Annotated in this window: 1 protein-coding gene; it reads right to left on the reverse strand. The window is 67.7% G+C overall.

What is annotated here, in order from left to right:
* On the reverse strand, positions 1 to 1,023 hold a 1,023-nt coding region (locus B7G66_RS09315; RefSeq protein WP_048859135.1), incomplete at both ends, for a transketolase C-terminal domain-containing protein.

The following is a 1,023-nucleotide window of genomic DNA, read 5'->3' on the forward strand; positions in this document are numbered from 1 at the left end:
GATCGCCTGCGCATCGAGGCCGGCCTCGTGATATTGGGCGGTCTGGGTGTTATGGTCGATGAAGCGGTCAGGCAGGGCCATGGGCCGGAACCGGACACGGTCGAGCAGTCCGGTTCTGGCGAGGTGCATCATGACGAAGGCGCCAAAGCCCCCTGGTGCGCCTTCCTCGACGGTGATCAGCACGGCATGGTTGCGGGCAAGCTGCTCGATCAGGGCGGTGTCGAGCGGCTTGACGAAGCGCGCATCGGCCACCGTGGGGGCAAGCCCGTGGGCGGCCAGCATGTCGGCGGCCTTCAGCGCCTCGGCCAGGCGCGGGCCAAGCGACAGGATCGCGATCCCGCCACGCTCCGGCCCGGACTGGCGCGTCATCTCGCGCACGATGCGCCCGCGCCCGATTTCCATCACCTGTCCCACCGCCGGCAGGTCGAGGCCAAGCCCCCCGCCACGCGGGTAGCGGAGCGCGATCGGCCCTTCGTCGAACGCCGCCGATGTGGTGGTCATGTTTAGCAGTTCGAGCTCGTCGCTCGGCGCCATGATGGTGATGCCCGGCAGGCAGCCGAGATAGTTCAGGTCGAACGCGCCCGCATGCGTCGCGCCATCGGCGCCGACCAGGCCCGCGCGGTCGATGGCGAAACGCACCGGCAGGTTCTGCAGCACCACGTCATGCATCACCTGGTCATAGGCGCGCTGCAGGAAGGTGGAATAGATCGCGCAGAACGGGCGCATCCCCTCGGTCGCAAGGCCGGCGGCAAAGGTCACGGCATGCTGTTCGGCGATGCCGACGTCAAAGAAACGCTCCGGGAAGGCCTTGGCGAACTTGTCCAGTCCCGTGCCCGAGGGCATCGCCGCCGTGATCGCCACGATCCGGTCGTCGGCTTCCGCAACCCGCAGCAGCTCGCGTGAGAAGACGGATGTATAGGACGGCGGCCCGGCGGGGCCTTTCTTCTGCTCGCCCGTGACGACATTGAACTTGGCGACGGCATGGTATTTGTCACCCGCCGATTCGGCCGGGGTATAGCCGCG

Source organism: Novacetimonas hansenii JCM 7643 (genome assembly GCF_000964405.1).
GTDB classification, from domain to species: Bacteria; Pseudomonadota; Alphaproteobacteria; order Acetobacterales; family Acetobacteraceae; genus Novacetimonas; species Novacetimonas hansenii.